Source organism: Shewanella sp. AC91-MNA-CIBAN-0169, from assembly GCF_040310165.1.
GTDB lineage: Bacteria > Pseudomonadota > Gammaproteobacteria > Enterobacterales > Shewanellaceae > Shewanella.
The window spans coordinates 133,425-158,151 of record NZ_JBEOPM010000008.1 but is presented as its reverse complement, the minus strand read 5'-3'; the positions used below and the strand labels follow the sequence as shown (position 1 = coordinate 158,151).

Below are 24,727 nucleotides of genomic sequence, written 5' to 3'. Positions count from 1 at the left end.
GTATGTTATTGACCAATTTCCTTCATTTATTTTTAGAGTCTGCCCCTTGGTTGTTACTGGGCTTAGTGCTGGCCGGTTTGTTAAAAGTATTTGTGCCGATGGCATGGATGCAAAAGCAACTCGGCGGCCATGGAATGAAAACGGTGGTGAAGGCGGCATTATTAGGTGCGCCTTTACCTTTGTGTTCGTGTGGCGTTATTCCGGCAGCAGTAGGTTTGCGTCGAGCTGGCGCCTCAAAAGCCGCGACAACCTCTTTTTTAGTGTCTACCCCAGAAACTGGCGTTGACTCAATTACCGTATCCTATGTTTTACTCGGGCCTTTTATGGCGATTGTGCGCCCGATTGCGGCGATTACCAGTGCGATAGTGGCGGGTTTATTAGTGGGCCGTGATGACGATGATGGTATTCCTGCTTCAACATCTACTAAAGTAAAAACAGCCACTGATTCATCAGCGAGTGCCAAGCCGGTATCATCATGCTGCGCAGCTAAATCAACTGCTAGCTCAGACGCCAGCTCTGAAGCGACATCAACATGTAAAACAACTGCTGGTACAATGCAAAATGCTAGCGTAAAAATGACAGCGATTAAATCAGAATCAGTTAATTCAGGATCGATATTGAGCCCGATGACAGCTGCGCAATCAATCGGTGGCAGTCGTTCGCAAGTAAAGAAAAGCAGTTGTTGTGGTAGTAAAGCTGCGGATAAACCAGCCGAGTCTGCACCTGCTGCGTGTTGCAGCACTAAAGCAAAAGATGACGTAAAAGATGAAACACCAGCTGCAACCGTTACATCAAGTTGCTGCAGTAGCAAAGCTGAGCCAAAGGTCGAAGCGATATCGACAAGCTGTTGCAGCACAGCAACGACAGTAAACCCAGCAACAAGTGAAAGTAGTGATGAAGCCAGTTGCTGCGCATCGACTCAAGATATGGCAACAGAGTTGAAACACAACAGTGTATTCAGCCGTGTGTTATCGGGTTTGCATTACGCCGCCACAGATTTAGTCAAAGACACCACCTTGTGGTTATTAGTCGGGTTATTTTTTGCCGCCATCGTGCAGACTTATGTGCCGGCTGACTTTTTAGTTAAGTGGGGTGATGGCATTCTGGCGATGTTAGTGATGGTCCTCGTGTCGATCCCAATGTATATCTGTGCCACCGCTTCAACCCCCATTGCTGCAGGATTGCTATTAGCTGGAGTATCACCAGGTGCTGTACTAGTCTTTATGATGGCAGGCCCTGCGACCAACATTGCAACTTTAGGTGTGGTAACTAAAGAGCTAGGTAAGCGTGCATTATATGGCTATCTAGGTGGTGTTATCGGTGTGGCGTTAGTATTTGGTGTATTGGTCAATTATCTAGTTGATACCTTTGGTTTTGAAGTGATGCCGCAGATTGGTGAAGAGCATGCCTTATTACCTCAAGGTGTAGTGGCGGTTTCTGGTATCGTGCTAGCGGTGTTAATGGCCAAAGTATTGTGGGACATGATCCCAAAAGGCAATAAAGAGAAAGGTTGTTGCTCGTAATAAGTTAAACCAAATGTTAACCATAGCGAGTTAACCATAGCGAGTTAACTATAGCGTGTTAGCTAAAGCGTGTTAACCATCGCGAATTAAGCACATAAAAAAGCCAGTGATAAATATCACTGGCTTTTTATTAGGCTAAAACATTATTAATTCACAATATAGTGTCAGTCGAAACGAGTACTGGTAAGCAATAACGCTAGTCAGAAAAGTGCTAGTTAAAAATAGCGTTGAGTTTTTCAGCCAATCTAATGCCAGCTTGCTGCAATCGCTGCTCGATAATGGGTTTATGGGTAAATACATAGTTAAAACGTAAATCGTCTTCACCTTGATAATTCTGTTCGAGCTGGTAAGCCCTTTGCCTTAATGCTTTCGACTCATCAGCCCATTGATAATAGCTTTGACCACTCCACATTTTGCGTTGTTGTTCGCTAATACGCGTTAAAAAATCACTGTACTCTGTAAAGCTTAACTGCTGCTGTTCAATTAGTTTGCTGTCCCACACAGTATGCAAATTTGTGTGCTCACCAAACCACTTGAGTTTAATTGTATTCCCACCTTTATCATGGCTGTGACCCACATGTAGTGGTTGATGAATGTCGCCGACAAAATGTACGTAAAATGCCAATGCTTGCCATTTCTCTTGTTGGCTGGCTTTAGGGTTTACTAATATTTTTTCAAATCGTTGCAAACTTTCGATGATATCGCCATCAGCATTGCGCTTAACCGTTTTCCACGACTCATCGTCTTCAATTGAAATGTAATGCCATGGCGCAGCGCGATCCCAAGCGTTGTCTGAGCGGATTTCATCAGCCCAAGTTGACATTTGCGCTAAGCTTTCGCCACCTGTCAGTTGGTTTATTTTCTGTTGAGCTGTCGGGGATAAATTGGCTTGAGCGATTTGGCCTACAATTCTGTGGCCTAATTGACCAAATGCTTTGGCAGGTAGGCTGAACGTTAAGGTGAACAATACACTGCCCACTAGCAATAACATGTTATTCAGTAAAACAGACGATTTCATAAAACTTCCAATTCATTGTTGTTAAGGCAATCACAGCGTCTTTAATGTGCCAGTGTATGAAATTATTGTTACGTGACACAGACTTGAGTCGCGACTATATAGCAACAATATGACATTTATGTGTTACTCCAAAGTTGTTTTGCGGTTAATTTTTTCGTTTAAAAATGACATTAAAATGCAACATATCGTCCTTAGACTTCGCCCTGAAGTTTTTGCTCTATTGATTTACTAAGCCCGATAAACGGGTAACTAAACATTAAAATATAAAAATATTCAGGGGTTTGAAATGTTGCTTAATCATAAAATCAGTCGTCTCGCGCTCGCGACATGTTTTGCTATGGGAATTGCTTTACCTGCAATGGCGGCAGATACCGCATCTGATATTCGTGGTCAGATTATAGGTCCTGCTGGTAATGCTGTTACTGATGCAAAAATTACTATTATCCATCAGCCTACCGGTACCGTTACCGAAGTTCCTGTTTCTGATAATGGGCAATTTACTGCCCGCGGTTTACGTGTCGGTGGTCCTTACATTATTAAAGTCGATTCTGATGTGTTTGCTGACACAGTTGAAGACAATGTCTACTTAGGATTAGGCGAAACATTCCGTTTTAACCGCACACTAGAAGCCACTTCTACGATTGAGCGTGTTGGTGTCGTTGGCAGTGCAAGCTTTCATCGCAGCGCCGGCGGTAACAGTGACTTTGGTGAGCAAGATATCGCTAACGCACCCGGTATTAGCCGTGATTTAAAAGATGTGTTGCGCCAAAACCCAATGGCTGTTGTGGGTACCGACGGTATTTCAATGAGCGTGGCGGGCATGAACCCACGTTTTAACACTTTTGTGGTAGACGGTATTTCTCAAAACGATGATTTTGGACTTAATTCAAATGGCTACCCAACTCAGCGTTCACCTATTTCTATCGATGCAGTGGAGAGTGTAGCGCTTAACGTATCGCCTTACTCTGCTCGTAGTGGTGGTTTTACCGGCGCACAAATTAATGCAGTAACTAAGTCGGGCACCAATGATTTATCCGGGACTGTTTTTTGGGAAACCACCAACGACAGCATGGCGGGTGATGGTAAAGACCAGGACTCTGGTGACACCTTAACCCAAGATTTTGAAGAGACCACATTCGGCGGCACGGTTGGTTTTCCTCTAATTAAAGACACTTTGTTTTTCTTTGGCTCATATGAAAACTTTGATGCACCAAAGTCGGCAGAGTGGGGGCCAAAGGGCGCTGGTTTTGCCAATGAGTCAGATGTGACTTCAGAAGATCTAATTCGAATAGAACAAATTGCTCAGTCTATATATGGTCTTGATAGCATTGGCGGTTACACCACCTCACCACAAGAAAAAGATGAAAAAATCTTAGCTAAAGTGGATTGGAATATTAACGACCAACATCGTGCCAGTTTTACTTATCAATCGACCATAGGTAATGTAACCAACAACATGTCATCAGGTGATTCGTTATTAAAATTATCAAGCACTTGGTATGACAAAGAAGAAACTTTAGAAACCTACGCGGCCAACTTATACAGCGATTGGACTGACGATTTTAGTACTGAAATCAAAATCGCTTACAAAGATACCACCACTAAATCGAAAACCATTGATGATTTAGGCATAGGTATGGTGTCGGTACAAACCTTCGAAAAGTCAGGTGACAAAGTCATTTTTGGCACTGACAGTTCTCGCCAAGCAAATGAATTAAATAACCAAAATCTTGAGCTACGTTTTGTGGGTGATTATTACCTAGGCGACCACGATATTGGCTTTGGTGCTCAGTACAATAGCGTTGAAATATTCAACTTATTTGCTCAAGATGTGTTGGGCAATTGGGAGTTTGATTCTATTGATAACTTAGCGGCAGGCGCCGTCGATAGTTTCCGTTATCAAAATGCGGCTTCGGGTAATCCAAATGATGTGAGTGCCAGTTTTAACATGGACACCTTGGCATTATTTGTTGAAGACTCATGGGATATTACGGCCGATTTAGAGCTCACGTTCGGTATGCGTTATGAAACCATTAGCATGTCAGATACTCCAGCCATTAATGAAAACTTTGTTAATCGATATGGGTTTGCTAACAACGAAACCTTAGATGGCCAAGATATTTGGTTACCTCGTGTAGGGCTTAAATACCTATTAAGTGATGATGTGACCTTATACGGTGGTGTAGGCCGTTACAGTGGTGGCTCACCATCTGTTTGGATTTCAAATAGCTTTTCAAATGATGGCAACAGCTTATTAAGCTATAACGAAGGTTGGAACCCAGCATGGGGCACTCCAGATTTTGGCAATATTCCAGCAGATGCTCAAGCGGGTTTAGTGGGTGGCGACGGTAATGTTAATGCCATCGACCCTAACTTTGAGTTACCTTCAGACTGGCGTGCAAGTATTGGTTTTGACAGTACGTGGGATTTAGGTGCCTTAGGTGATAATTGGTTTGTGGGTGGTGAGTTTTTATACATTCAAAAAGAAAACGACTTAGCGTGGGTTGATTTAGCCCGTCGCCAAGTGAAAACCGATGCCACTGGCCGTGTGGTTTATGAAACCTGGGACCCATTGGCAAATAATGGTGCTGGTGGTAATACCGAGCGTTATGACCTCATGTTAACCAATGCTGAAGATGATGGCTCCAGTAAGACGTTAAGTTTGTCGATTGCCAAAGAGTGGGATATGGGCCTTAGCATGCGTGCAGGTTATGCTTATAACTCAGTTGAAGAAGGCAACCAAGGCTCGTCGTCTACTGCAACGTCTAACTATCAATATACCCCAGTACAATATGATCGTAATGGCACCACTATGGGCACTGGCTATTATGAAACACCGCATCGATTCACCTTTAGCTTGGGTTATGACGTAGAGTTTGTTGCAGGTTACAACTCTAGCTTTAACTTATTCTACGAAGCGCGTGAAGGTAACCCATTAACGTGGACACTAGGTTCATATCGTGATGGCAATTTAGGTGACCAAAGCAAGTTTGCTGGCGCATCATATTATCTACCTTACATTCCAACAGGTGCTGATGATACTAATGTTGAGTATGCTGGTGGATTAACTTATGAGGAGTTTAAAGCGGCAATTGATGAAATAGGTTTAGGCCAATATGCCGGCGGTATAGCACCAAAAGGCACCGACAACCAACCATGGATACATCAGCTAGACTTCCGCTTTACGCAAGAATTACCAGGGTTTACTGACGAGCATAAAGGTATTTTATACTTCGATATCAAAAACGTACTTAACCTAGTTAATGAAGATTGGGGCGTGGTTGAATACCAAAGCTTTAACAGCGCTAAGTTGGTTGATCATGACTACAATGCGGCGACGGGAGTTTATACTTATTCTGTTCCATTTGGCCAAGATGGTATTGAGACTAACAATTACGATACTTATGACATCAACAAATCAGCTTGGCAGCTTAAAGTGGGCGTGAAGTACAAGTTCTAATACTTTGTTAAGTAGAGTGCTGGTGCTGTATCTAGAGTGCTAATCAATAGGTTCCAAACAAAAATACCGAGCAATTAGCTCGGTATTTTTATGTGCTCAATATGGTTACATCAAGCTATTTATTCGCTAAACGACGTATAAATTATTTGATTTTACTGGCAAAATTTTCAGGTGAATTTTTCGACTGCTTAACCGCACGTTTCTCTTTTAAAGATAATGCCGGCTTTTTCTTCGCTTCTTTTGAATTATTACGTTCTTTGCTCATTTGTATGACTCCTAGCACGCATAATGCGTAACTAATAAATGGTAATTTTTGTTGTTAGTATCGAAGGTGCTAATGAATCAGCCACTTAGTACTTACTTAGCCTTTGAACAATTTACTGAACCAAACTTATCATTGATATTGCGAATTAATGATGTGCGAGAACTTACCTCTATGATCTAAATTAATCACCTTATTAAGTTGATACTAGCACCTAGTCAGTTAAAAATATCTATTTATTCTATAGATTATTTTGTGCTTAAAAACTCATCTTTAATTATGATTGCTTTGTTGGACAAAATCGGGGATCTCAAGTACACCTTCGCCCCAATGCTCAAACAAGGCGGCGTATAAAAACTCTACAAACACTCGGTATTTACGGGGTAAATATACGCGCTGTGGAAAACTCAGGGTGACCTTGGTTTGCATCATTGGAAAGTCTTCTAATATCGGTATCAGTTGCTTACTGTCGATGGCTTCTTGTGCAATAAAAACCGGTACCGCAGTAATGCCTAGACCTTCAATAGCAGCCTCTCGGGCAAAGGTGACATTATTGACTTTTAGTTGTGCAGGGGGATCGAGATCAAGCCATTGGCTGCCATCAAAAATACGCCAGCCACCATCAATGTGGGCCGACTGTAACTTAATTGCGGTGTGGAACATTAAATCTTGCGGTATTTGTGGTGTGCCATGACGCTTAAGGTAAGTTGGGCTTGCCATTAACAACCGGCTAGCAGTGACTAACGAGTAGCTTTGCAGCTTAGGATCACGTTGTTCGGTAATTTGAAATAGAAAATCGACCCCTTCTTCAATCACATCAATTTTACGGTTAGTCAGTTCTGCATCGATGGTGATATTAGGGTAAGCCGCCAGAAACCGCGCAAGAATACGACCTAAAAATAATTGTCCTAGCTCGATAGGGCAAATCACTTTTAAATTGCCTTTGATGTCTTGCTGGCTCGCACTGAGAAGATCTTCGGCATTTTGTAAATCTTGTAGAATTTTACTAATGCGATGGTAATAACTTGAACCCGCTTCAGTGAGTTTCAATGACCTTGTGGTGCGAAACAGTAATTGCACACCGGCATCGGCTTCTAGATCTGCGATTTTACGACTCACAGTGGCTTTGGTTATTCCCAGTGCTCTGGCTGCACCGGTAAAACTACCTTGTTCTACGACTTGCGAGAATATTTGAACGCGATTGAGATCCATATTGTTACACCTGTGAAACAGTGGGTTGAATTTTTACTATCTAATAAACCTAAGGAAACAGTAGTAAACTAGAGCAGAATAAATTAGGAGTCAAATATGTCTATCAATAAGCGGTTAGTGTTAGTGCCAGGTATTATCGTTGTGTTAGTTGTTGCAGGCGTTTATTGGTGGTCGCAAGTTCGATATATCGAGTCAACGGACAATGCTTATGTTGAGGCTGATATTTCCAATATCAGTGTAAAAGTTCCCGGCTATATTGTGCAATCTGCTGTGGTTGATAATCAACACGTCAACAAAGGTGAACTGCTGGCTCAATTGGAAGACAGCCAATTTGTTGCCAAGCTAGCTCAAAGCAAAGCTGTGTTAGCGAGTACCCAAGCAAACTTGCAAACTCTAGCGGCAAAGGTTGATTTACAACAGGCATTAATTAATCAAGCGAAGGCTACCGTTGTGGCTTCACAGTCAGAGCAGTTAATTGCGCAACAACAATTGAAGCGTTCACAGAAATTAAAAATCAGTAATTACAGTTCACAAAATGATGTTGACCAACTTCAGGCAGGTTTCGATTCAGCATCGGCTCATGTCGATGAGGCGCAAGCCGCATTAGTGGCTAAACAGCGTGAATTGTCGGTATTTAATGCGCAATTATTACAAGTACAAGCGGATGTCGATCAGGCAATGGCCAGTGTCGAGTTGGCTAATATTCAATTGGTGGATACACGTGTTACTGCACCTTTTGCAGGGATTATAGGTAAGCGTGGTGCAATGGTGGGCCAGTATGTTCAACCAGGGCAAGCATTGTTTAGCTTAGTGCCAGATGCACAAGTGTGGATTACGGCTAACTTTAAAGAAACTCAAATTGAGCACATGCAAGCCGGACAAGCCGTTAAGGTGAGTTTAGATGCTTATCCTGATGATGTGTTTAGCGGATTTATCGACAGTTTAGCACCTGCATCGGGTTCTAAATTTAGCTTGTTACCCGCAGAGAATGCGACCGGTAACTTTACCAAAATTGTTCAACGTATTCCGGTGCGTATTCGTCTTGAACGTGATCAACCCTCATCTGCTATTGGGCGTATTTTACCAGGATTAAGCGCTGTGGTTGAAGTCGATACTGAGTCTGCAACCCAATCTCACGAACTCGCTAAGGCAACAGCTGGTCAAGCAATGTCTGTGACTGCAGGGCATTAATATGAGCCAGTCAGCCACTGAGGCAGATGTATCACCAGTCGGCCCTATGAGTACTGTGAGTGATAAACCGACGGGGTATCAGCGCGGTAGCAAACGTTCTTGGATAGCTGTTGCGGGCGGCTTAATCGGTGCCTTTATGGCTATTTTGGATATTCAAATCACCAATGCGTCGATGAAAGAAATTCAAGGTAGTTTAGGCGCCACTTTAGAAGAAGGCAGTTGGATTGCTACCGCTTATTTAGTCGCTGAAATGATTGCCATTCCTTTATCTGGTTGGTTAAGTACTGGGTTATCGACTCGCCGTTATTTACTGTGGACTACCGCTGCCTTTATTGTGGCCTCTATATTGTGCTCAATGTCTTGGAACCTTGAGTCAATGATCGCTTTTCGTGCCTTGCAGGGATTTTTTGGCGGGGCATTAATTCCGTTAGCATTTCGATTAATTCTTGAGTTTTTACCCGACAATAAACGCGCCATGGGTATGGCTCTGTTTGGGGTAACCGCAACATTTGCCCCTTCCATTGGACCGACGCTAGGTGGTTGGCTAACCGAACAATTTAGCTGGCATTATTTATTCTATATCAATGTTCCACCAGGCTTATTAGTGATGGCGATGTTGGCTTATGGTTTAGAGCGCAAACCAATCATTTGGGATAAGTTAAAAGACGCTGATTATTCAGGCATTGTTACCATGGCGTTGGGTATGGGCTGTTTAGAAGTTGTGCTAGAAGAGGGCAACCGTAAAGACTGGTTTGGCTCTGATCTTATTCGTAACCTCGCCATTGTTGCCGCGATCAATATCAGCTTGTTTATTTGGATCCAGTTACGTAAAGCTCAGCCATTAGTGAATATTCGTCTGCTTGCGCAGCGCGATTTTGCTTTATCCACTGTGGCGTATTTTTTACTGGGAATGGCGTTGTTTGGGGCGATTTATATGATCCCGCTGTATTTATCACAAATTCATGATTATACCCCGTTAGAAATTGGTGAAGTGATTATGTGGATGGGCTTTCCGCAGTTGCTGGTACTGCCATTAGTGCCTAAATTAATGCAGAAGTTTGATCCGCGATATTTGGCTGCACTTGGGTTTGCTTTATTTGCGACCAGTTATTATATGAATAGCCATATGACCATGGATTACGCTGGCGATCAAATGATTGCTTCGCAAATAGTACGAGCGTTAGGACAGCCGTTTATTTTAGTGCCTATTGGTATTTTGGCGACAATGCATCTTCAAGCACATGAAAATGCCTCGGCATCGACAGTGCTCAATGTGATGCGTAATTTAGGTGGGGCTTTTGGTATCGCGCTGGTGGCAACGTTAACCGATAATTTGGCTCGAGTTCATTTGGCCCATATTAAAGAGACGTTGCCAGCAGTCAGTGCCCAAGCTTATAACTATATTCAGCATACCAGTTTGATACTGCAAATTGCGGGTTCTGATGCGGTGAGTGCTAACTCACAAGCCTATGCTTTACTTGCTAAAAACATGTCACAGCAGGCATATATTCAAGCCTATAATGATGTGTTTCTTATCATGGCATGTTTTCTATTGATTGCAGTTGTTGCGGTTTTATTGATCCGTAAACCCGTGGCGAAAAGTGATTCAGATCAGCCTAATGAAATGCATTAATCATGTTAGTATTATCTTAATTGATAGCAATAAATTAAGGTGAGAGATGACATTAACGTGGCTAGATGTTGGTTTTACTGAGCTGTCTTTAGAGCAGCTTTATGGCTTATTGCAATTGCGTGTAGATGTCTTTGTGGTTGAACAAAATTGTCCTTATCCTGAATTAGATGGAAAAGATAAACATCCGCAAACCAGGCACTTATTGGGAGTGAATGAACAGGGTGATATAGAGGCTTATAGCCGCGTGTTAGCGCCCGATATTAGTTACCCTCAAGCGAGTATTGGCCGTGTTGCTGTTGCAAAATCTGCCCGTGGTCAGGGCGTGGCCAATCAATTAATGCTAAGTGCCATAGCCATTGCAAAACGGCATTGGCCAACAGACAATATTCAGATTGGGGCACAAGATTATTTACGTCATTTTTATCAACAACTTGGCTTTATTGTCAATTCAGATGTGTACCTTGAAGACGGAATTGAGCATCTTGATATGTTATTAATTTATTAATGTAAGGAAAAATAATGTCAAATTACGCAATTAACACCCAGCAAATTGTTTGTGTCGCTCAATTTGTGGCTAAAGCAGGAAAACGTGATGAGTTAGTGGCGGTATTGGCAAGCTTGATCCCTGATACTCGTCGTGAATCTGGCTGTATTCGTTATGAATTGAATGTCAGTATTGATGACGACAACAAAGTTGCCTTTGTGGAAAAGTTTGTCGATCGTGCTGCGTTTGATCAGCATTGCGCCAAAGAGGCTATTCAACATTATTTTCACCATGTGATGCCAGAACTGGTTGAGTCACATCATGTTGAAGTGTTTAATCAAGTGATCGCTTAACCGGACTCTTTTACTGCACAGTTTATTATCCCCGTTTAACATTGGCAATCATCAGTTGAGATTGCCAATACGGTATTGCGTACACAAATATTGCACACACAAAAATGCCAGTCTTCACAGACTGGCATTTTTTAACTCATTTAGGTGTTAAGCCGAAGCTAGTACCAGAATGATTAGAAGTCGTAACGTACGCCAACAGTAAAGATGTTGTCATCTTCTAAATCAATTTTTGCTAAGGCAACTTTATGATCGCCTTCATACATTGCATAGTGACCATAAAGTAACGTTGACTTAGATACACGGTAATCTGCACCCACAGTTATTTGGGTCACATTTACGTCAGTGCCAGTAACCGATCCAGCATTAGAAACACTGTTTTTGAAGTATTTACCATAACCTGCATCGTCTTGACCGTATTCAGCTTTTAGATTTACGCCGTTTAGGTTGTAAGATACATTAACTAAGAATGAATCACCTTCTTGGTCAGTTGTTTGGCTTTCAGTATTTTGGAATAAACCACCAACTTTAAAGTCACCTAATTTAACTTGTGCCACACCACGGTAAGAATCAGTACCGTTAATAGTGTTATAAGCGGCTGCTAGGTAATAAGGGTGTGCTTTAAGACCTTTATCACCAATGGTTGCACTTAATGCATATTGATCTTCATCAGAATCTTCGTAATTGCCATCCATTAAATAAGTCGCATTTAACGTTACTAAACCGCCAATCATTGGAGAGTAGTACCAAACACCATCAGCTACACGATCTTGGTCATCGACTAAACGGTCGATATCGGCATTTGAGTTACCGAATAAATCAATACCACCTTCTGACTGTTTAAATACAGTGTCATTACGACCCACTAATACAGTACCTGCGTCAGATTTCAAACCTAAGAATGTGTTACGCGCTTTAAATACTTCATCATTTTGAGTGGTGCTTTCAACTTGGAATTCCATTTGGTATAAAAGCTCAATACCGTTGCTGATTTTTTCACTACCTTTCACACCTAAGTTAGAAAAGTTGTTTTCAAATACAGTACCTTCTTTACCGTTTTGAGTCGTAGTGCCTTCATCAGAGTTAGTTACTGATAAATCTAAACGACCATAGAAACTTGGGCCTTCAGCAAGTGTAGCGAAAGAAACTAATGTAAGTACAGATGCTACCGATGCAGAGATTAAGGTTTTTTTCATCTTTCATGCTCCCTAGAACGTTATGTTCTATATTCCATTTTTCATGGTTTTAGTTAGTGAAGTTTGTCGCAGATTCAATTCTGTAACAATCTGGTGCAGATTTTTACAGATTTGATACCTTCAGAGTGTGGCCTAGATCAAATAAACAAGGCCTACTTGAAATTTTGTGTATAAATCTGTGATAACTGCGACCATTTGTATAAAAAAATCACCATATGGCGTGGATCTACCTCTTTAGGGATGTTCCTATTCGATTAAAAATAGGCTAGCGCACAACCATAAAAAGTTGCAAAATTGTATGTTAGCCCATGTTAATTTAATCATTGTGAATATTCGATGTTAATTTTTATATCTTTAGTCTAATAAGGTTATAAATTAAGCATATTTTAATGTTTGTTGTGATAGGCACATTGGCGCTAGGACATAAAGACATTTAGCTCAATCTGCCTCTGCTGAGTAATAGATTGCTATCAAACGGCTCTTTATCCTGCTATCGAGATGGTATGGTTTACCATAGATATAGGTACACTATTGACGTGTTAATCCTCCGGTCAGCTTGATCTGTTAAGCTGCAATAAACCGATTTTATTACTTTATCCCACATCCCACATCCCACATCCCACATCCCACATCCCATGTTTCATATCTCATATACCAAAACGAGTGAGCAGAATTACTCGCTATAAATACGAGCATGTGGTGCTTGTTATTAAACCAAAATGCACCCTTAACCAAATTCATCTAGAGTGAATTGTGACAAACGTTTAGCTTTGAGGATAAATCATATAAAATTGGTCGCGAAAATAGTCGTTAATTAGGGCGTAACCCATGTTGTCAGAATCTTATACTCATCGTTTTGCTGGTGTTGGCCGTTTGTATGGTCAAGCCGCACTAACGACTTTTTCGCAAGCCCATGTTGTGGTTGTTGGTATTGGCGGTGTAGGCACATGGGTTGCCGAAGCATTAGCAAGAAGTGGGATAGGGCAGATTACGCTAATTGATTTAGATGATATTTGTGTTACCAACACCAATCGCCAAATACATGCATTAATTTCGACTATTGGCCAATCAAAAGTTGAGGTTATGGCAAAACGCATTGGCGAAATTAACCCAGAGTGTGTGGTTAATGAAGTAGAAGATTTTATTACCTTAGATAATCTTGCTGAGTATTTTAAGCCGGCTTCACAAGGTGGCAATATTGATTATGTGGTTGACTGTATTGATGCTGTGAAGCCTAAAGCAGGTTTAATCGCTTGGTGTAAGCGTAATAAAATTCCGCTAGTGACCATAGGTGGTGCGGGCGGACAAACCGATCCGACTTTAATTCAAGTGACTGATTTGGCTAAAACAGTACAAGATCCATTATTGGCAAAAGTGCGCAACATATTACGCAAAGATTACAATTTCACTAAAAATATTCAGCGCCGTTTTGCTGTAGATGCGGTGTTTTCGACCCAACATCTCGTCTATCCTCAAGCTGATGGCAGTGTATGCAACACTAAAGAAAATGCAGAAGGCAGTATGCGAATGGATTGCGCCTCCGGTTTTGGCGCCATTACTATGGTAACGGGAACGTTTGCGTTTGTTGCGGTTAGTCGTGTGCTGACTAAATTAGCCGCTAAACCCGCTTAACATTGTTGTGTAAATTTGTCGGTTATCTCGGCACACTAATCACGAACATTGGCCCACCTAGTGGTGACGTAGCAACATAACAGATATTACCCTTGAGCTGAGTCACCGCGTTAAACGCTGCCGCGAGCCCTAAACCTACTCCTCCTTTGTGACGAGCTGTGGTGAAGAAGGGTTCGAAAATATGTTCGACGATGTCATTAGGAATAACCGCGCCATTATTTTGAATTTCGATTTGAATACTGTCTGGCTCAGCAACGACATTGATGTGGATTTTCGCTTGCGAAACATCCTTAAACGCATGCAAAAAGGCATTTGATACCACATTAGTGATAGCTTGGCTTAATAAACTGGCATTATTATTAAGTTGCAACTGCTTATCCAAACTGGTGGTTATTTCGACGTCTTGCGGTGAAAATATCATTAATGTTGAATCAGTAATATCACGTAATAGATTGCTCAAATTAAAGACGGTGTTTTTCTCGTGGCTTTGTTCTGCGGCAATAGATTTAAATTGTTGGATCAAATAACTGGCACGAGTGATATTACTGACGATTAACTGACTGCTTTGTTGGTATTGCTCTAAAATCCCATTAATTTGTTCTAAAGTGGCATCATCGCTATGGATTAATTTGATCAACTCTTCTATGTGAGACAATTGCGAGCTGGCAGCCGTTAAGCAAATACCGATAGGGGTATTAATTTCATGAGCTACGCCGGAAACTAACCCACCTAGTGCCGCCATTTTTTCTTTTTCAACGAGAACTTGTTGTGTTCGTTTTAACATTTGCAATGATTGTTCAAGTTCTCTGGTTTGTTCTTTTACCTGGCGCGCGAGCTCATCTTTATAGCTGCGTTCTAATAGCAGTAAGCGATCGCGATCTTCAAGTGCGTGCTGAAGATCGATTTTTGATTGGTGCAATGCTTGATAAGAGCCTCTTATTTGCCGTTGCATGGTATTAACCGCATCGGCTACCAAACTGAATTCATCATGTTGCGGCTTACGATTAAAATCCAAAGGTGTAAAGTCGTGGTCTAAGCTAATATCATCGCAATATTGGCTTAGTTGACGAAGATGTTTGGTCACATTGAACCACACCAGAAGCAAGATAAAGCCAGCCACTAAGAAGGTTTTGATCGCGTTGGATAATAAAATCAGTATTGCTTTATCATACAAACGATCATATATGACATTTAGATCAGCTTGTACGATGAGTGTCCCAACAGGAATATGTTCATTATTGGTATAAATTAATGGGTATTGTTTCTCAATAACAGCCGTTTTCTTATATTCACCAAAGTGCCATTCTTGATTAGTGTCATCACGGATAGAAATATAGTTTATGTCAGGTAATTGACTTAAACCACGGAGCTGCGTGTCGATTAAATGTTCATCTATTACCCATATACTGGCTGCCAGCACTTCTAAATTTACCGCTTCTATATTCGAAAAAACGCGATCAATTCTACTTACATCACTTTGATAATCACTTACGAGCTGATAAGCCGTCGTCACGAGGGTAATTAAAGAACTAAAGATCACGATAGAAAGCGTCAGTTTTCGAGCTATTGGACTTCGCAGTAACTGTTTTATGGATATCAGCATAGTTTCTTCATTGTGATTTATAAATAGGGAGGATCTACCGATGAAAGTATTTATTCTACAATGCATTTCGCCAGTGTTAGTTTGGGTTACATACCTTGGTTCAAGCATAGCCTGATAGGCCATATATAGTATGAAAAAATAAATAAATATCAGCTAATCAATTATTTTTTCTGGCATATATTTTGCTTTGCCTTAGTAAGCTCAAAAATCTGACACTGCGGGTAAGCTATGATGAAAATGAAAGTAGGTTCAATAAAGTTATTGAATAGTAAGCGTTTGTTCGTAAGTTCTATGTCATGGCTTATTGTAACATGTGCTAGTTTATTGTTTGCGCCTAAAGATTTATTGGCGTTTTTATCGTTAGACCAACTCGTTAATCAATATGGTCAGTTTATTGGCTTAGGGTTGATTATGGGAGTGGCATATTTTTTAAGCCAGATTTTTGCCTTTGTCGTCGATGAGGCCATCGTATATTTACGTCAAAAACGTACCGTAGAAACTATTGACGCAAAAGTGAAACTACTGGACCCTGCTGAAAGAGCCTTGCTACGGGAATTCTTTTTACAAGGACAAACTATTTTAACCTTGCCACAAAATGAATTAGCGGTTAAAAATTTAGTTAATACCAGCATACTTGAAATGCTTGGAAACGAGCGTCACTATGCGATTCAAGGGCCAACGGCTGAATACAAAATTTCGATGCAAGCACGTAATTATTTAAATCGTGATGTACTCCGTTTACCAGCGGGTGAACCCAGTGCAGAAGAAATGAGTTACCTGATTAAAACGCGACCACATTTTATTAATGGATTGATTCAATCACGTAAGCATGCAGTGTAATACCAATCTCATTAAATATCTGTTCAATTCAGAGTCTCTCAGGTTTTTCAATTCAAGGCGTATTGATGTAGAAATGGTTGTTCCCTTTTTAATCGATACAACACAGAAGTGGAATACCTGAGAGACTCCATTCTGGCGGGTTTCAAAGTCCTTTATGCTTCGTTAGATGTTTTCAAAATAGAATCACTATTCGCTTCAATCATCAGCCTTGCCTACAGCACTTTGAACTCCCGCTGAAAGATCACATATTTAATAGGATTGGTATAATAGCGCGGAAAATAGTGCTGTAGATGAATAAAAAAGATGGGGGCGTATAAAGCCCCCATTCTGGCATAAAAACACATCATGTGTTTTGTCGCCAATGTATCATTCACAAGGAAGTATCCATATTGGATATGAATAATAAGCAGTAAAAAACTTAACCTATTAAGAGACTCACTTAGTAGGTGCAGACTTCACAATAAACATCCACATTAGATAAGACATTATTCCAAAGGTACAAAAAATTACCATCATAGAAAGTAATCCTATTGCGTTACCAAACATTAAATCTAACCAAAATGCCATGATATTTATCCTTTAGGTTGTGAAGACGTGATCATCATAAAGTCAAAATAACGTCGTTATACTGATCTTGATCAATCTTCAGCCGTCATGATGTTAACTTAGTGTAAAATTGCCAATTAGCTCACAAAATAACACAATCCATCTTAATAGAGGGTGATGAATGACTTTTGACCAATTGAGTGTTTTTTATAGAAAATAATAGGTAAAGGGCTTGCCATTATTAAATGCAACGGTATAATCGCCAGCACTTAATCGTGACAATGATTGTTACGAAAAGTATTGCTTGGTTAGGATTAAATTACGAGTGTTGTTTTGCAAAGATATTTGGATTTCTCAGATTACTTTGCAAAGCTAACATAGCTACTAAGTCTTTGCCTGAGTGATGAAATTGGTATACATGGGGGATTCAAAATCCCCTGCTTCGCGGCGTGTCGGTTCGAGTCCGACCTCAGGTACCATCATTTGAAAGCCCTGTTCTTAATTGAACAGGGCTTTTTAATGCTTTAAATTCAATGATAACAGATACAAATTAACCTGCTTTGGATCAACAGCACTAAGTCTCATCTGTGAATCGGCAAGCCGTTAGATTTTTGTTTGTATCTGTATTGCCATTCTCCACAACAGAACGTATTCCAGTATCTTTGATAGACATTCTCGAATACATTTGATTAGTACAAATGACTTGATGATTAGCGGCTTTGAGGTTGAAATAGGCTTATCGTTCTTTACTGTTTCTTTAGCAAGGATATTTTGGCTGTGAGAGTTTTTATGCTGACTCAATACTATTCTTTACGCCACTTTTAACTGTTTAAAGTTCACTTGTCAGGGTGACTTCTCCTTTTCTGCCTTTGACTCAATTTGAACTATAATGATGAATCATTATAGGGTTTCTTCGCATTATCTCATTCCATTTCTGTTTAAGATAAAATGGCTTAAAAATGTGAGTTGATTCATTTATAAGCTAAATTAATATCATATAAACAAAGTTTAATATAATTGTTAATATATTTAATTTTTAATAAAGCATTATAAATCAAATTATTATGTTTATTCGGTGGTCTATCGGTATGACATTTTTTGTTTTTGCTCTTATACAGTATTGCGATTGCACATGTTGGGTATTAGTTTGACCTATCTTCGTCACTTTTTGACGCTTATAAGAAGGAGTTTCCATGCAAGCACAATTTAATGTTCAAATTGGTTCTTTTCGTAAAATCAATAAGATCCCGAATGCTTGGTCAAATGAAGACTACCTTCAGTTGATGGCTATTATGGGCTTAGATGATGGCCTAGAAGGAATGGAGGCTACTGAACTTAGAGAAATGTGCATGATGTCTCTAAATGATTTAGAGGCCAATGAAGCAGCTAAAATCATCTTGACGCATTTATTCAGTGAATTAACTGAAGGTAAAATTGATCAGTTAAGTAATGACATGATCGGTGACAGAATGTGGGAAGAATATTCTGATTGCTTGCTCCATGAAGGTTTTTTTAGCGCTTATGCCTTATTGAGAGAAGCATTTAATGGTGTTTTTGCCGAGCCTACCGGTGTTGAGTTTATGGTTAATGTCACTGCAACTGACGCTGCAGAGTTAACTATTTTTGATGCGTCATTACATGCCTCGATGGTACGTCTTCTCGCATCTGGGTTATCTCCTGATGCACTATTGCATCGATTATATGAAGACCAAATTACCGGGACACAATTTCCAGAAGCCTTAGGGATATTGTGGAAGCTAGAATTAGTATCAAATGAAGGTTTATCTCGTCAGTTTAAGATGGTGAGTTCAGACTTCTGGTTTGGACAATTGGCGAATGTAGAGCAGTTTGAAGCTTCTGCTCATGCTGATGAATCGGATGAAGATGAATAACTAAGGTTATCTAGTTTGATATTTTTACCCAATAAAAAAACCAGCTGATAACAGCTGGTTTTTTTTACATCATTTAGGCTATGCCAAATTAATGATTACTATTATGAGTGCTTACGACGACGTAATGCAGCTAATGGTAGTAATAGTGCAGTTAACCAACCCATAGAACCACCAGAAGATTGCTCTACTTCCTCGGTAACATTAATGGTTGCTGTACCTGGTGCACTTGTCAGCTCACCGTCAGATGCAGTTACTGTGAAAGTGAAGGTGTCATCACCTACTGGAGCAGTAAACAGAATTGATGGACCACCGTTAGTAAAGCTAACACTCTTACCACCAGTTTGAACCCAATTATAAGTTAAAGCATCACCATCGATGTCTTTACCATTTGCTTTTGCTGTTACTACAAATCCACCAGCGCTATTCATTCCTGAAGGCGCAACCGTTGGAGCATCATTAACGTTATTAACAGTAATAACGACTTGTGTAGGCGTGCTCAAATTCCCTTCTTCATCAGTTGATGTATAAGAGAATGTATCCGTGCCAGTGAAGTCAGCTGTTGGTGTATAAGTAAATGCACCATCTGCTGCTAACGTCAGTTCGCCATTAGTCACTTTATCAACAAGAACAACAGTGTCTAACTTTCCAGCAGGAGACACATCGATTAAGCGTTGAGCCTTAGCCGTCATGCCATCACCCGTTACTTGAGTACGAGCTACTTTTTGGTCTGGCTTAGTATCATTATCTAATACATTACCTTCCATAGAAGTATCTTCATCAAGTGAAGGGGTGTCAGTTTGGCCGAAGCTAAACTCAGTAACCATTGCTTTATAAGCAAGTTCAACACTACCTGCAGTTGTTGATCTTACTTCAACCCAGTCATCATTAGTAACAGATGTGCCTGCACCGTTAAAGTAATGAGTTGTACCTATGCTACCACTGATGTTTTCAGCGCCAATCGTTACGTTAGCTGGCATACCAGGAATATCGTAATAATTGAATGTGACTTCTTCAGTATCGCCAGTTTTTAACCACACGCTAAAGCTATACTGATCACCTGAAGGATCGCCCCAAAGTTGCGCATCATTCCATTCAACAACTAAGAATGAAGCTGTTCCAGTGCTCACGACACCAAGAGAGATTGCTCCACCACCAGTATCGCCAACTGTACCATCACTTAAATCAAAATCTGACCAGAATGGTGCAAGGATATTATTTGGATTTGAGCTATCAGGTAGTTCTTTATTAGCATAAGTGCCTGCAGTTGAACTATTACCAGGAATGACTATGCCGTTATCCGAAATAGTGATTTCTGTATAAGTTTGTCCATTGTACTTATAAGCTGGAACTGTAAATACAAATGTAGTTTCATCACAACCGTCTAAACAAGCAGGTGTTTGACTTAAGCCAAGAGCGGTAATATTAGGATATGTACCTGTGCCACTAGTCGTGACCATTTCAGGTAAATCCATTGAACCAACCCAAGTGACTACGCCAGTGTTTTCATCAACAGATAGACCATTTTGCGAGGCGCCGTTCAGGACCACAGATACATCATCTTTTGATGTAAGCTTAGTGCCTTTAGGAGCCGTAGCCGTAAGAGTTACCGTGTTTTCAAACATAGTGTTATTCACAACAGATTTTATTGTGAAAGGATCAGCAACAGAAATATCAGTGTCAGTTGTAAAAGCTGATATTAATGATGAATCACTTGACTCTTTAGCGAGTACAGCCAATGGAAGATGAGCATTTTGCTTTCCTTCAGTGCTGCTAATCATCACATTACCGAATATCCAATCACCATATTCACTAAATGTTGAATCAACAGTGACAGTGAAGGTTGCTGATGCACCCGCTTCAAGTTCAAGTGTTGATGGTGAAATCATTAGACCAGCAGTACCAGAACTTGCAGAAAGCGCCCAAGATGATTTTTCATCACTCTTGTTGTAAACCGTACGAGTAAAGGTACAGATACCGACACAAGAGTCTGCTGCAATTGAAGGCTTATCAAATGTTAATACTGCTTTTGCTGCAGCATCAAGATCCATGCGACCCGCACCCATATCAAAAGGAGTAGCCGGAGTTGATGCATCATAATCTAAAATACCATCAATTGTAGATGTGGACGTTAATGCTGTTTTAATGTCAATTGATGACCAATCTGGATGTAACTGGCTTAATAAAGCAGCAGCACCCGCCACATGTGGGCTGGCCATACTGGTACCAGTAATCATGTTAAAGTTTTCTCCACCATCGTCTGGTGAGAAAGCTGATAAAATATCTGTTCCTGGAGCTGCTAGATCAGGCTTAAGAATATTTTCATTACCATTTGGGCCACGAGAGCTAGACTGATTAATTGTATCTGCTAGGTTGCTTGCGACAATACGTTTAATTTCAGAACCAATAGTACCTTGAGTCGCTGTATCACCCATTGAATCAATAATTGCCATGGCATCATCTTGTGAGATCATAGCAGAAGGGAATGTAATGCCTGGAACTGACATAGATATTGGAGCACCAGCACGGTTGTTATAAACAACAACGGCAGTTGCGCCGGCAGCTTCAGCGTTGGTCACTTTATCGCTAAAGTTACAAGTACCACGTGAAATTAGTGCGATACCATCTTTAAATGAATCTGCAGCGAATGGATCACAACCTTCAAAGTTTTCGGCATCAATATTGAGTGCTGAAATAACTGGAGCAGTAATATCCATTTCAATAATGGTATCAGATCCTGGAATCGCTAATAAATCATCACCACCAACATTGAAGCTGTTAGCAAAATAACGGCCAGTCGTGCTGTTAGCTACAGTGATACCAGATTCAATACAACCAGGACAACCTACTGATTTAGCTGCGTTACCATCGTTACCAGCAGCACTTACTACAACAACACCAGCAGCTTCAGCAGCTTCAAACATTGTTTTATATGGGCTGCTTGCTGGATCTGCACCGGCTCCACCACCCCATGAGTTATTGATTACGTCTGCACCGTCATTAACAGCATGCTCTAATGCTTCCATCAGCATGATGTTAGAACCGCTGCCACCAGAACAATCTTCTGTAGAATACAGCGCTTTATAAGCCATTAAATATGCGGCTGGAGCAACGCCTGATAATGTAACATCAACACCTTGGAATGTTGTTTCTACCTTGTTGCCTACAGCAGTACCGGCAACGTGAGTACCATGACCACCAAACCCTAATGGGCTCATGTATTCATCTGCACATACCGCAAATGTTGGTTGTGACCAACGTGCAACAATTAATTTGTCGTTACAAAATGAACTATCAACAGTTGAACAGTAGTCATCTGTTGGCATCATCCCTGTTGGCGCTTCAAAACCTTCGCCTGAGAACATTGGGTTTTCAGGACGAATACCACCATCAATAATGGCAACACGAATACCTTTACCAGCATTTTCCATGCCCTCAACAGCATTCCACATAGCTTCACTGTTGATTATTTCATGTGAAGCATCCATGTTAGTGCTGTACATAGCTTCAGGGTATACAGAGATAACCCCTGGAATAGCCATTATTTGTTCAACAGTTAACCCTTGGCCAACAATAGTGACACCGTTAAATAATGTTGTAAATTGACGTTCAACTTTAGCATTTGAAGCAACCTTTGAAAGGGCCTTTGTAAATGCAGCTTGCTCGGCCTGCAGATGAGACACATAGCTTTTAACTGGAGCTGATTGAATGTCTAATTTGCTATTTTTATCTTTAATCGCGGTAGAAGCATAAGTTGAAATACCACCTTGATATTTTGCAATAGCAGGTGATTCTAGTTCAATAATATAACGCTGAGGAGCTTTGACATCGTTAATTTTAACCGCAGGTTTTTTGTTATGGTCAGTAGAAAGCAGTTCAATGCCTGCATGGTTAGAGCTATATTGAGTATTTGCATAAGTAGCACTTGATATTAGTGCTGCCGAAATGGCTAGGGCTAATTTTGTCTTCACAACTTCTTCCTTGTTTTTAGACACCACTCAATTTGAGGGGGATATCGCTGTAACACGATGAATATTAAGTGATGGTGTTTATAATATGTTCAGTTTTTTGCTGCACTCTATGGCACATCAGTAGCATTTGTAGCACAAAGATTTAACAAAAGTAATACTGTAACTTAAAAAAACGGCAATCAATTGTTAATAAGTATGTGCAGGTTTGTGATTGAAGTTGTGTTATTCACTAGTGGGAGTTGACAATTTAGGGGTTGATGCAGGGCTTGAGGGCTACTTAGCCCTCCATAATCTAGGGCTTTACAGATCTTACGATAGGGTTTTGTAGACTAATAAGTGTTTCAGTAGACTGGATTTCATCAATAGATTGGATACGATTAATCAGCACATGCTGCAACCCGTCGATAGATTGGCACATTACCTTTACAAATACCGAGTAATTTCCGGTGGTGTAATAGGCTTCTACCACTTCTTCTAATTCATTTAGCTTGGCAATAGCAGCCGGATAATCGCCTGCACTTTTTAAATTGATACCGATAAAGCAGCAAACATCATAACCGAGCGCTTTGGGATTTACAGTAATTTGCGCACCAGTAATAATGCCAGCTTGTTTCATTTTTTCAACGCGAACATGGATCGTCCCAGCACTGACGTTAAAACGTTTCGCCAGTTCCGCAAAAGGTGTTCTGGCGTCTTGCATAAGTGCGGTAAGTATATGATTGTCTAATTCATCACGTTGAAATGAGCTATCCACGGTATAAAGCCTAATAAACCATTAATTGGTCATAAATCTACGACTTTCATTGCATAATAGCTACTAAAATTAGCATGGTTATTAACAATGTTTAATTTTGTTATTGATCCGCCGTTGGGGCCATGAACGTGACGGGAGACTCAAAATGCATTACTTGTTGAGAGTAGGGGTGAGTTATCGATAATGCCGCGGCATGAAGGAGTAACCTAGGTGATAAGCTTTTTGCTAAAGCATCGGCATAAAATCCATCACCAAGGATAGGGTGGCCTAATGCCATCATATGGACTCGAAGCTGATGCGATCGTCCAGTAATTGGAGTGAGTTTGACTAATGTTGACTTAGCACCATAGCTCACGACTTCAACTAACGTCACCGAAGGTTTTCCAACAGTGTGGTCTACTTTTTGTTTGGGTCTATTAGGCCAATCACAAATTAGCGGTAAATCGACTTTAGTGATATTGGTTTTCATATGACCAGCCACTCGAGCAAAATAGGTTTTGGCTGTTTCTCTATCACGAAATTGACGTTTTAATTCTCGTTCAGCACTGCGTCGTAGTGCTACGACAATAACCCCAGAGGTAGCCATGTCTAATCGGTGTACAATTTGCGCATTTGGATGTTCAGCTAAAACCCGAGAATAAATACTGTCATGATAAATAGCCTCTCTTCCTGGAACCGATAGTAGTCCAGAGGGCTTGTTTGCGACCAGAATATCCTTATCTTGATACACAATATCTAGCCAAGGAGTGGTGGGTGGGTTGTAAATGAAATCAGCCATAGTTGCTCTCGTGAGTCAATTCGCGGCAAAGATACCGCTAGGGCTTATGATGTGCAAGTATAGAATGGTATTGCTGAAAGACTAAAACGACGATTTAAGAGAATGCATTGCCGTTGACGTGCATGATGGTGAATGTCCACACTACAAACGCAAGTGGGATATGTACCAATGCATAAAAGCATTGATCAAGACGACTCATACCTTTTGCTTGCCAAATTAAAAAAAGGTGCGCACCAATGACAGTCGGAAAGAGTACTAATAATGGATAAAGTGAAAATGGGCTAGCATCGGTGAAAATGGCGTGACTCATCAACGCCCAAGCCACCATAAAAGCGGTAGTCAATGGCGGCATAGCAATGCGATATTGGTCTGGGTAAGGGTACAT

The 24,727-nt window shown here is 40.7% G+C and carries 19 protein-coding genes, 1 tRNA gene and 1 pseudogene; 10 read left to right on the top strand and 11 right to left on the bottom strand.

Features of this window, described 5'->3' with window-relative positions:
- Positions 1-2: 2 nt before the first annotated feature.
- Positions 3-1,523: an SO_0444 family Cu/Zn efflux transporter gene (locus AAEY98_RS09495; RefSeq protein ID WP_351016528.1), complete on the top strand. Its 1,521-nt coding sequence runs from the start codon at positions 3-5 to the stop codon at positions 1,521-1,523.
- Between the two features lie 211 nt (positions 1,524-1,734).
- Here the strand turns inward: AAEY98_RS09495 and AAEY98_RS09490 are convergent, their stop codons facing one another.
- Positions 1,735-2,541 carry a S1/P1 nuclease gene (locus AAEY98_RS09490; protein WP_351016525.1) on the bottom strand — a complete coding sequence of 269 codons (807 nt, stop codon included), beginning with the start codon at positions 2,539-2,541 and terminating at the stop codon, positions 1,735-1,737.
- A gap of 286 nt (positions 2,542-2,827) precedes the next feature.
- Here AAEY98_RS09490 and AAEY98_RS09485 point away from each other — a divergent pair, with 286 nt between their 5' ends.
- A complete protein-coding gene (locus AAEY98_RS09485) occupies positions 2,828-6,001 on the top strand; it encodes a TonB-dependent receptor (protein WP_351016522.1) in 3,174 nt (1,057 codons plus the stop codon).
- Positions 6,002-6,143: 142 nt separating this feature from the next.
- On the opposite strand, the gene AAEY98_RS09480 is transcribed toward AAEY98_RS09485, so the two are convergent.
- Both AAEY98_RS09480 and AAEY98_RS09475 read right to left on the bottom strand, forming a co-directional pair.
- Positions 6,144-6,266 carry a hypothetical protein gene (locus AAEY98_RS09480; RefSeq protein ID WP_011635985.1) on the bottom strand — a complete coding sequence of 41 codons (123 nt, stop codon included), beginning with the start codon at positions 6,264-6,266 and terminating at the stop codon, positions 6,144-6,146.
- Positions 6,267-6,536: 270 nt separating this feature from the next.
- Positions 6,537-7,475 carry a LysR family transcriptional regulator gene (locus AAEY98_RS09475; protein ID WP_351016519.1) on the bottom strand — a complete coding sequence of 313 codons (939 nt, stop codon included), beginning with the start codon at positions 7,473-7,475 and terminating at the stop codon, positions 6,537-6,539.
- A gap of 96 nt (positions 7,476-7,571) precedes the next feature.
- Between AAEY98_RS09475 and AAEY98_RS09470 the strand changes: the two genes are divergently transcribed.
- Genes AAEY98_RS09470 through AAEY98_RS09455 form a run of 4 tightly spaced genes read left to right on the top strand, consistent with a single transcriptional unit; the run spans position 7,572 to position 11,136 of the window.
- Positions 7,572-8,666, top strand: coding sequence for an HlyD family secretion protein (locus tag AAEY98_RS09470; protein WP_101086230.1), 1,095 nt, complete (start codon positions 7,572-7,574; stop codon positions 8,664-8,666).
- A gap of 46 nt (positions 8,667-8,712) precedes the next feature.
- Complete coding sequence (locus AAEY98_RS09465; RefSeq protein WP_351016560.1) at positions 8,713-10,299, top strand: DHA2 family efflux MFS transporter permease subunit; 1,587 nt, start codon at positions 8,713-8,715, stop codon at positions 10,297-10,299.
- A gap of 46 nt (positions 10,300-10,345) precedes the next feature.
- Positions 10,346-10,804, top strand: coding sequence for a GNAT family N-acetyltransferase (locus tag AAEY98_RS09460; RefSeq protein ID WP_351016516.1), 459 nt, complete (start codon positions 10,346-10,348; stop codon positions 10,802-10,804).
- Between the two features lie 14 nt (positions 10,805-10,818).
- On the top strand, positions 10,819-11,136 hold the full coding sequence (locus tag AAEY98_RS09455; RefSeq protein WP_351016513.1) for a putative quinol monooxygenase: 318 nt from the start codon (positions 10,819-10,821) through the stop codon (positions 11,134-11,136).
- Between the two features lie 173 nt (positions 11,137-11,309).
- Here AAEY98_RS09455 and AAEY98_RS09450 read toward each other — a convergent pair whose 3' ends face one another.
- Complete coding sequence (locus AAEY98_RS09450; RefSeq protein WP_351016510.1) at positions 11,310-12,329, bottom strand: porin; 1,020 nt, start codon at positions 12,327-12,329, stop codon at positions 11,310-11,312.
- Between the two features lie 828 nt (positions 12,330-13,157).
- Here AAEY98_RS09450 and tcdA point away from each other — a divergent pair.
- A complete protein-coding gene (tcdA, locus tag AAEY98_RS09445) occupies positions 13,158-13,961 on the top strand; it encodes a tRNA cyclic N6-threonylcarbamoyladenosine(37) synthase TcdA (RefSeq protein WP_174839622.1) in 804 nt (267 codons plus the stop codon).
- Positions 13,962-13,983: 22 nt separating this feature from the next.
- Here the strand turns inward: tcdA and AAEY98_RS09440 are convergent, their stop codons facing one another.
- Complete coding sequence (locus tag AAEY98_RS09440; protein WP_350977141.1) at positions 13,984-15,564, bottom strand: sensor histidine kinase; 1,581 nt, start codon at positions 15,562-15,564, stop codon at positions 13,984-13,986.
- Positions 15,565-15,792: 228 nt separating this feature from the next.
- Here AAEY98_RS09440 and AAEY98_RS09435 point away from each other — a divergent pair, with 228 nt between their 5' ends.
- Positions 15,793-16,404, top strand: coding sequence for a superinfection exclusion B family protein (locus tag AAEY98_RS09435; RefSeq protein WP_101086225.1), 612 nt, complete (start codon positions 15,793-15,795; stop codon positions 16,402-16,404).
- 435 nt (positions 16,405-16,839) lie between these two features.
- Here the strand turns inward: AAEY98_RS09435 and AAEY98_RS09430 are convergent, their stop codons facing one another.
- Positions 16,840-16,971 carry a DUF3149 domain-containing protein gene (locus AAEY98_RS09430; RefSeq protein WP_101086224.1) on the bottom strand — a complete coding sequence of 44 codons (132 nt, stop codon included), beginning with the start codon at positions 16,969-16,971 and terminating at the stop codon, positions 16,840-16,842.
- Between the two features lie 373 nt (positions 16,972-17,344).
- Here AAEY98_RS09430 and AAEY98_RS09425 point away from each other — a divergent pair.
- Positions 17,345-17,429, top strand: a tRNA-Leu gene (locus AAEY98_RS09425).
- A gap of 95 nt (positions 17,430-17,524) precedes the next feature.
- Here AAEY98_RS09425 and AAEY98_RS09420 read toward each other — a convergent pair.
- A pseudogene (locus AAEY98_RS09420) lies at positions 17,525-17,671 on the bottom strand (YegP family protein); the annotation flags it as partial.
- Between the two features lie 472 nt (positions 17,672-18,143).
- Between AAEY98_RS09420 and AAEY98_RS09415 the strand changes: the two are divergent.
- Positions 18,144-18,842, top strand: coding sequence for a hypothetical protein (locus AAEY98_RS09415; RefSeq protein WP_101086223.1), 699 nt, complete (start codon positions 18,144-18,146; stop codon positions 18,840-18,842).
- 101 nt (positions 18,843-18,943) lie between these two features.
- Here the strand turns inward: AAEY98_RS09415 and AAEY98_RS09410 are convergent, their stop codons facing one another.
- The 4 genes from AAEY98_RS09410 to AAEY98_RS09395 form a co-directional block, all read right to left on the bottom strand.
- A complete protein-coding gene (locus AAEY98_RS09410) occupies positions 18,944-22,810 on the bottom strand; it encodes a S8 family serine peptidase (RefSeq protein ID WP_192115404.1) in 3,867 nt (1,288 codons plus the stop codon).
- Positions 22,811-23,102: 292 nt separating this feature from the next.
- Positions 23,103-23,564 carry a transcriptional regulator AsnC gene (gene asnC, locus AAEY98_RS09405; protein WP_011636002.1) on the bottom strand — a complete coding sequence of 154 codons (462 nt, stop codon included), beginning with the start codon at positions 23,562-23,564 and terminating at the stop codon, positions 23,103-23,105.
- Between the two features lie 100 nt (positions 23,565-23,664).
- A complete protein-coding gene (gene rluA / locus AAEY98_RS09400) occupies positions 23,665-24,342 on the bottom strand; it encodes a bifunctional tRNA pseudouridine(32) synthase/23S rRNA pseudouridine(746) synthase RluA (protein ID WP_351016506.1) in 678 nt (225 codons plus the stop codon).
- Positions 24,343-24,436: 94 nt separating this feature from the next.
- Complete coding sequence (locus tag AAEY98_RS09395; protein WP_351016503.1) at positions 24,437-24,727, bottom strand: hypothetical protein; 291 nt, start codon at positions 24,725-24,727, stop codon at positions 24,437-24,439.